At 73.1% G+C, this 6,031-nt stretch carries 6 protein-coding genes and 1 pseudogene; 3 read left to right on the top strand and 4 right to left on the bottom strand.

Annotated elements, in window-relative coordinates; all coding sequences use genetic code 11:
* Positions 1–84: 84 nt before the first annotated feature.
* From HCN52_RS20985 to HCN52_RS20975, 3 genes are all read right to left on the bottom strand, one after another.
* Complete coding sequence (locus HCN52_RS20985; protein WP_168090012.1) at positions 85–1,047, bottom strand: electron transfer flavoprotein subunit alpha/FixB family protein; 963 nt, start codon at positions 1,045–1,047, stop codon at positions 85–87.
* 55 nt (positions 1,048–1,102) lie between these two features.
* Positions 1,103–1,888, bottom strand: a complete 786-nt coding sequence (locus tag HCN52_RS20980; RefSeq protein ID WP_168090011.1) for an electron transfer flavoprotein subunit beta/FixA family protein — start codon at positions 1,886–1,888, stop codon at positions 1,103–1,105.
* Positions 1,889–2,059: 171 nt separating this feature from the next.
* Positions 2,060–2,401 carry a thioredoxin family protein gene (locus HCN52_RS20975; protein WP_168090014.1) on the bottom strand — a complete coding sequence of 114 codons (342 nt, stop codon included), beginning with the start codon at positions 2,399–2,401 and terminating at the stop codon, positions 2,060–2,062.
* Between the two features lie 324 nt (positions 2,402–2,725).
* On the opposite strand from HCN52_RS20975, the pseudogene HCN52_RS20970 reads away from it, so the two are divergent.
* The 3 genes and pseudogenes from HCN52_RS20970 to HCN52_RS20960 form a co-directional block, all read left to right on the top strand.
* Positions 2,726–3,430 (top strand): annotated as a pseudogene (locus tag HCN52_RS20970) (lysophospholipid acyltransferase family protein); the annotation flags it as partial.
* 180 nt (positions 3,431–3,610) lie between these two features.
* On the top strand, positions 3,611–4,180 hold the full coding sequence (gene bfr / locus HCN52_RS20965; RefSeq protein ID WP_312876813.1) for a bacterioferritin: 570 nt from the start codon (positions 3,611–3,613) through the stop codon (positions 4,178–4,180).
* A 94-nt stretch (positions 4,181–4,274) separates the two neighbouring features.
* Complete coding sequence (locus tag HCN52_RS20960) at positions 4,275–4,913, top strand: sulfite oxidase-like oxidoreductase (protein WP_168090010.1); 639 nt, start codon at positions 4,275–4,277, stop codon at positions 4,911–4,913.
* A gap of 33 nt (positions 4,914–4,946) precedes the next feature.
* Here the strand turns inward: HCN52_RS20960 and HCN52_RS20955 are convergent, their stop codons facing one another.
* Positions 4,947–5,831 (bottom strand): deoxyribonuclease IV, encoded by an 885-nt coding sequence (locus HCN52_RS20955; protein WP_312876812.1) that lies wholly within the window; start codon positions 5,829–5,831, stop codon positions 4,947–4,949.
* Positions 5,832–6,031 lie beyond the last annotated feature (200 nt).

Raw genomic sequence — 6,031 nt, 5'->3', positions numbered from 1 at the left:
CTGCTCACCCTCGCCCGCCGCATCGGCGACCCGGTCGCCCTCCACCTCGGCGCCGCGCGCGAGGCCTGAGGGGCGGGGGCCGGCTCAGCCCTTGCGGTTCTTCACCTCGTCGGTGAGGGCCGGGACGACCGTGAAGAGGTCGCCCACCACACCGAAGTCGACCAGCTCGAAGATCGGGGCCTCGGCGTCCTTGTTGACGGCGACGATCGTCTTGGAGGTCTGCATCCCGGCGCGGTGCTGGATCGCCCCGGAGATACCGGCGGCGACGTACAGCTGCGGGGAGACGGTCTTGCCCGTCTGTCCCACCTGGCTGGCGTGCGGGTACCAGCCGGCGTCGACGGCGGCGCGGGAGGCGCCGACCGCGGCACCGAGCGAGTCGGCGAGCGCCTCGATCAGCGCGAAGTTCTCCGCGCCGTTGACGCCGCGGCCGCCCGAGACCACGATGGCGGCCTCCGTCAGCTCCGGGCGCCCGGTGGAGGCGCGCGGCGTGCGCGAGACGACCTTGGTGCCGGTGGCCAGCTCGCCGAAGGTGACCTCCAGCTGCTCCACGGTGCCGGCGGCGGGGGCGGCCTCGGGGCTGGTGGAGTTGGGCTTGACCGTGATGACCGGCGTGCCCCGGGTGATGCGGGAGCGCGTGGTGAAACCGGCGGCGAACACCGACTGGGTGGCCACCGGGCCGTCGTCACCGGCGGTGAGGTCGACCGCGTCGGTGATGAGACCGGACTCCAGGCGCAGAGCCAGTCGCGCGGCGATCTCCTTGCCGTCCGAGGACGAGGGGAAGAGCACCGCGGCGGGCGAGACGGCGGCCACGGCGGCCTGCACGGCGTCGACCTGCGGGGCGACCAGGTAGTCGCCGAACTCCGGGGCGTCGGCGGTCAGGACACGCACCGCGCCGTACTCGGCGAGCACGGGGGCGGCCTCCGCCGCGCCGGCGCCGAGGTGGAGGGCGACCGGGTCGCCGATGCGGCGGGCGAGGGTGAGCAGTTCGAGGGTCGGCTTGCGGACGGAACCGTCGACGTGGTCGACGAAGACGAGGACTTCGGCCATGATCTGTCGCTCCTGCGTGATGGCGGTGGGGTGAGGGGACCGGCTCGGGGAGCGGTCAGATGAACTTGTGCTCCGCGAGGTAGCCGGCCAGCTGCTTGCCGCCCTCGCCCTCGTCCGTGACGATCTCGCCGGCGGTGCGCGGCGGACGGGCGGTGGCGTCCTCGACCGCGCTCCAGGCGCCCGCGAGGCCGACCGTGTCCGCCTCGATGTCGAGGTCCTCCAGGTCCCACGTCTCCACGGGCTTCTTCTTCGCCGCCATGATCCCCTTGAAGGAGGGGTAGCGGGCCTCGCCCGACTGGTCGGTCACCGAGACGACGGCCGGCAGTGCCGCGCTGAGCTGCTCGCTGGCGGCGTCGCCGTCGCGGCGGCCGGTGACGGTGCCGTCGGCGACGGCCACCTCGGAGAGCAGGGTGACCTGCGGGACCCGGAGCCGCTCGGCGAGCAGCGCCGGCAGCACGCCCATGACGCCGTCGGTGGAGGCCATGCCGCAGACGACCAGGTCGTAGCCGGCCTTCTCGATGGCCACCGCCAGCACCAGGGAGGTGCCCAGGGCGTCGGTGCCGTGGAGGTCGTCGTCCTCGACGTGGACCCCCTTGTCGGCCCCCATCTGGAGCGCCTTGCGCACGGCGTCCTCGGCGTCCTCCGGGCCGACGGTGACGACGGTGACCTCCGCGTCGTCGGCCTCGGCCGCGATCCGGAGCGCCTGCTCGACCGCGTACTCGTCGAGCTCCGACAGCAGACCGTCGACCGACTCGCGGTCGGTGGTCAGGTCCTCGGTGAAGGCTCGGTCGCCGCTGGCGTCGGGCACGTACTTCACACAGACAACGATCCTCAGACTCACGCCGACTCTCCTACCTGCTCTCGGGGTCCTCTTCGACTGCCGTGACCGGCAGCCTATGCGCCGGAGGGGACTCGCGGCGGGTGGGGACGCCGCACTGCCCGCCCCTCTTTGTTACTCACCAGTACAGCGTAGTCGAAACCACGGCGGGACGGCGGGGTGGTGCGAAGTCGGTCACGCGTCGGAGCGGTCGGCAGCGGCGGCCGCCGCCCCCACCGCGGCGATGACGTCCGCCCGGCGCGGCGCACCGGCGGCCCGGACGACCTCCCGTCCGGCGGCGTCCAGCACCACCGTGGTGGGAGTGGTCCGGACATCCGCCGCACGGGTGAGGGACAGCCGCTCGTCGGCGTCGACCTCGACATGGACGACACCCGGGACCATGCCGGCGACGTCGGCGAGCACCCGGCGGGTGGCGCGGCAGGGCGCGCAGAACGCGGAGGAGAACTGCACCAGGGTCGCGACACGGCCCAGCCGCCCCTCCGCCTCCGACCACCAGGCGACGGGGGCGCCGCCCACCTCACCGGACCCGACCGGCTCCGCCTGTTCCGCCTGTTCCGCGGCTTCGGCCCGTTCCGCCACTCCGCTCTCCCCTCGTCCTCGGCGCCGATACCCGCGCCCGCGCCCGCCCGGAGCACAGCGTGGCCCGGCAGGCACCCAGTGCACCGGGCGGAGGGGCCGGCGTCGCGTCCGGTCCTGCTTCCGTCACCGGCAGTGCCTTTGTCCTCCGATTTTCACACGGAGTGCCGACCGGCCGTAGGAAGTTACGGAAGCGTAGGTTAGTGTCCCTGCCCGAGGGGGCACACCCTCCCCCTGGCCCGGACGGAAGAGGACCCCCCGCACATGGCAGATCTCGTCTACCCCCCGGTCGTCGGCGCGGCACGAACCCTGTTCAAGGCGCTCGACCTGCGGTTCGACATCCAGGGCGTGGAGAACGTGCCCCGTGAGGGCGGCGCGGTGCTGGTGAGCAACCACATCGGCTACCTCGACTTCGTCTTCGCCGGGTTCGCGGCACGGCCCTCCAAGCGGCTCGTGCGGTTCATGGCCAAGGACTCGGTCTTCCGGCACAAGGTCTCCGGCCCGCTGATGCGGGCCATGAAGCACATACCCGTCGACCGCGCCCAGGGGGAGCACGCCTTCCGGCACGCGGTGGACGCCCTCCGACGCGGCGAGATCGTCGGGGTCTTCCCCGAGGCGACCATCTCGCAGTCATTCACGCTGAAGAAGTTCAAGACCGGCGCGGCCCGCATGGCGCAGGAGGCGCAGGTGCCGATACTGCCGGTCGCCCTCTGGGGCACCCAGCGGCTGTGGACCAAGGGCCGCCCGCGTGACCTGCGGCGCAACCACTACCCCGTGACGATCCGGGTCGGCAGCCCGCTGTCCCCCGAACCGGAGGAGTCCGCCCAGGCGGTGACGGCCCGCGTCCGCGAGCGCGTCCAGGAACTGCTGGAGGCGGCGCAGCGCGCCTACCCCGCCACGCCGCGGGACGACAAGGACACCTGGTGGCTGCCGGCGCACCTGGGCGGCACCGCCCCGCCGCCGCCCGCCGCTCTCCCCGCCGTCGTCCGTCCGGACGGCGGCTTCGTCGTGCCGGGCGCCGGGAGCTCCCGGTCCGCGGCGCGCACGGGGGAACGGGAGTCGAGGCGCCCCTATTCCTCGTCCCGACGGCACGGAATTGTCCGGCCCGGCGGTGTGCCGTTCGATGCTTTCGGTGGTCGGCGCGGGAATATGGTAAGCCTTCGCTTACTGGACGTAATCGGGTCGGCGGTGCCACCATGCGGAGCAACCGTCCCCTTCCGGAAGGAGCTCCGCGCGATGCAGGGCGACCCCGAGGTCATCGAGTTCCTCAACGAGCAGTTGACCGCTGAACTCACCGCGATCAACCAGTACTTCCTGCATTCCAAGATGCAGGAGAACTTCGGGTGGATCAAGCTCGCGAAGTACACGCGCGCCGAGTCCTTCGACGAGATGAAGCATGCCGAGATCCTGACCGACCGCATTCTCTTCCTCGACGCCCTTCCGAACTACCAGCGGCTGTTCCACGTCCGGGTCGGTCAGACCGTGACGGAGATGTTCCAGGCGGACCGGCAGGTCGAGGTCGAGGCGATCGACCGCCTCCGGCGCGGAATCGAGGTGATGCGGGCCAAGGGCGACGTCACCTCCGCCAACATCTTCGAGTCGATTCTCGCCGACGAGGAACACCACATCGATTATCTCGACACCCAGTTGGAGCTCATCGAGAAGATCGGCGAGCCGCTCTACATCGCCCAGTTGCTGGAGCAGCCCTCCGAGGCCTGAGGCCGACGGCGGGACAGCAGGGGACGCACCCCGGGCAGGGCCGAGCGGCCCCGCCCGGGGTGGCGGTGCGACCGCTCCGGGTGGGTCTGTCACCATGGGTGCCATGGGACTTCCGGACGATTCGGGCGCGCGGCCGGCGCCGGGACGGCTGCCACCGGGGCAGCGCGTCCAGCGGGGCTGGCCGGTCACCCACTACGGGCCCGTCCCGCGGTTCCGGTCGGAACGCTGGGACTTCCGGGTGTTCGGCGCCACGGCCGAGGGGGCCGTGCACAGCTGGGACCTGTCCGAGTTCTCCGCCCTCCCGTACGCGACGGTCACGGCGGACCTGCACTGCGTCACCCGATTCAGCATGCTCGACGCGGAATGGGGCGGGGTGCGGACGAAAACCGTGCTGGAGGCAGCGCCCCCCGCTCCCGGAGTGACCCATGTGATGGTCTGGGCGGAATTCGGTTACAGCACCAATATCCGGCTGGCGGATTTCGCGGCGGAGAACGCCGTGTTCGCCACGCACTGCGACGGCGAGGCACTCACCGCCGAACACGGCTTCCCGGTCCGCCTGGTGGTGCCGCACCTCTACGCCTGGAAGGGCCCCAAGTGGGTCCGCGGGGTGGAGTACATGACCACCGACCGGCGCGGGTTCTGGGAGGAGCGCGGCTACCACAACCTCGGCGAGGTGTGGGAGGAGCAGCGCCACTCCTACCAGGAGGAACCCGGCGACGGGCCGCAGCTCTGACGCCGGCGCCGGCGCACCGCCGCCCACGGCCCGTCAGTCGGCCGCGCCCCGGAGCTTCTTGAGCAGCCGGATGTCCGCGAGGTGGCCCTCGTGGCCTCCGGGGGTCTCGATCACCAGCGGCACCCCGGCGGTGCGCGGGTCGGCCAGCAGCTCGCCGAACGCCTCGGGCCCGATGTGGCCGGAGCCGATGTTGGCGTGGCGGTCGCGGCGGGAGCCGGTGACGTCGTGCGAGTCGTTGGCGTGCACCAGCCGCAGCCTGCCCGGGCCCGCCGCGGCGTCGAGCCGGTCCAGCAGCGTTGTCGCCCCGCCCGGCGCGGCCAGGTCGTGACCGGCGGCGAAGACGTGACAGGTGTCCAGGCAGACCCCCACCCGCGGGTGCCCGTCGAGCGCCTCCAGGTAGGGGCCGAGCTCCTCCGGGAGCGAGCACAGCGACGCCCCCTGCCCGGCCGTCGGCTCCAGCAGCAGCCGGGGCGCCCCGGGGGCGTCGGCGTCCCCGCCCGCCGGAGCGCCGGGACGGTCCTCCGACTCCTCCAGGAGAGGCAGCAGCAGGTCGCGGACCTGCGCCAGGGCCACCGAGCGGTGCCGGCCGCCGGTGGCCGAGCCGGTGTGGACGACGACACCCTCGGCGCCGATCTCCGCCGCGCGGCGCAGCGAGTGCCGCAGCGACTCCACCGAGCGGCGCGCGGTCTCGGGGGAGTGGGAGCCGGGGTTGATGAGGTACGGCGCGTGGACGAACACCCGCAGCCCTCGTTCGGCGCAGCCCTCACGGAACGCCGCGTCCTGCCGGGGGTCGCCGGTCGGAGTGGCCCAGCCGCGCGGGTTGGCCACGAAGACCTGCACGCACTCCGCGTCCAGGGAGTCCGCATGGCTCAGCCCGGTCCGCGCCAGCCCGCCGGCGACGCGGATGTGGCCGCCCACCGGGTTCCTGCGGCGTGCCGCCTCGTCCGGTCCCCGGTCGTCCTCGGAGTGCGGCGTCCGCCGCTTCGCACCTGTGGTCACGGTGCACCAGGGTGCCACGGCCGACCGCCGGCGTGCCGCGGGGGCGGCGTGCACCCCGGGACGCGCCGCGGCCCGGGCGCGCCGCGCGGGCGCCCCGGGCCGAGGAGCGGAGGGGACCC

This window comes from Streptomyces bohaiensis (assembly GCF_012033785.1).
Classification (GTDB): domain Bacteria; phylum Actinomycetota; class Actinomycetes; order Streptomycetales; family Streptomycetaceae; genus Streptomyces; species Streptomyces bohaiensis.
This window is presented reverse-complemented; position numbering and strand designations above follow the sequence as displayed.

Coding starts and splice junctions, on each gene's coding strand:
- bfr (WP_312876813.1), top strand. CDS start 3,611: ATGGTAAGCCTTCGCTTACTGGACGTAATCGGGTCGGCGGTGCCACCA.
- HCN52_RS20985 (WP_168090012.1), bottom strand. CDS start 1,047: ATGGCCGAAGTCCTCGTCTTCGTCGACCACGTCGACGGTTCCGTCCGC.
- HCN52_RS20960 (WP_168090010.1), top strand. CDS start 4,275: ATGGGTGCCATGGGACTTCCGGACGATTCGGGCGCGCGGCCGGCGCCG.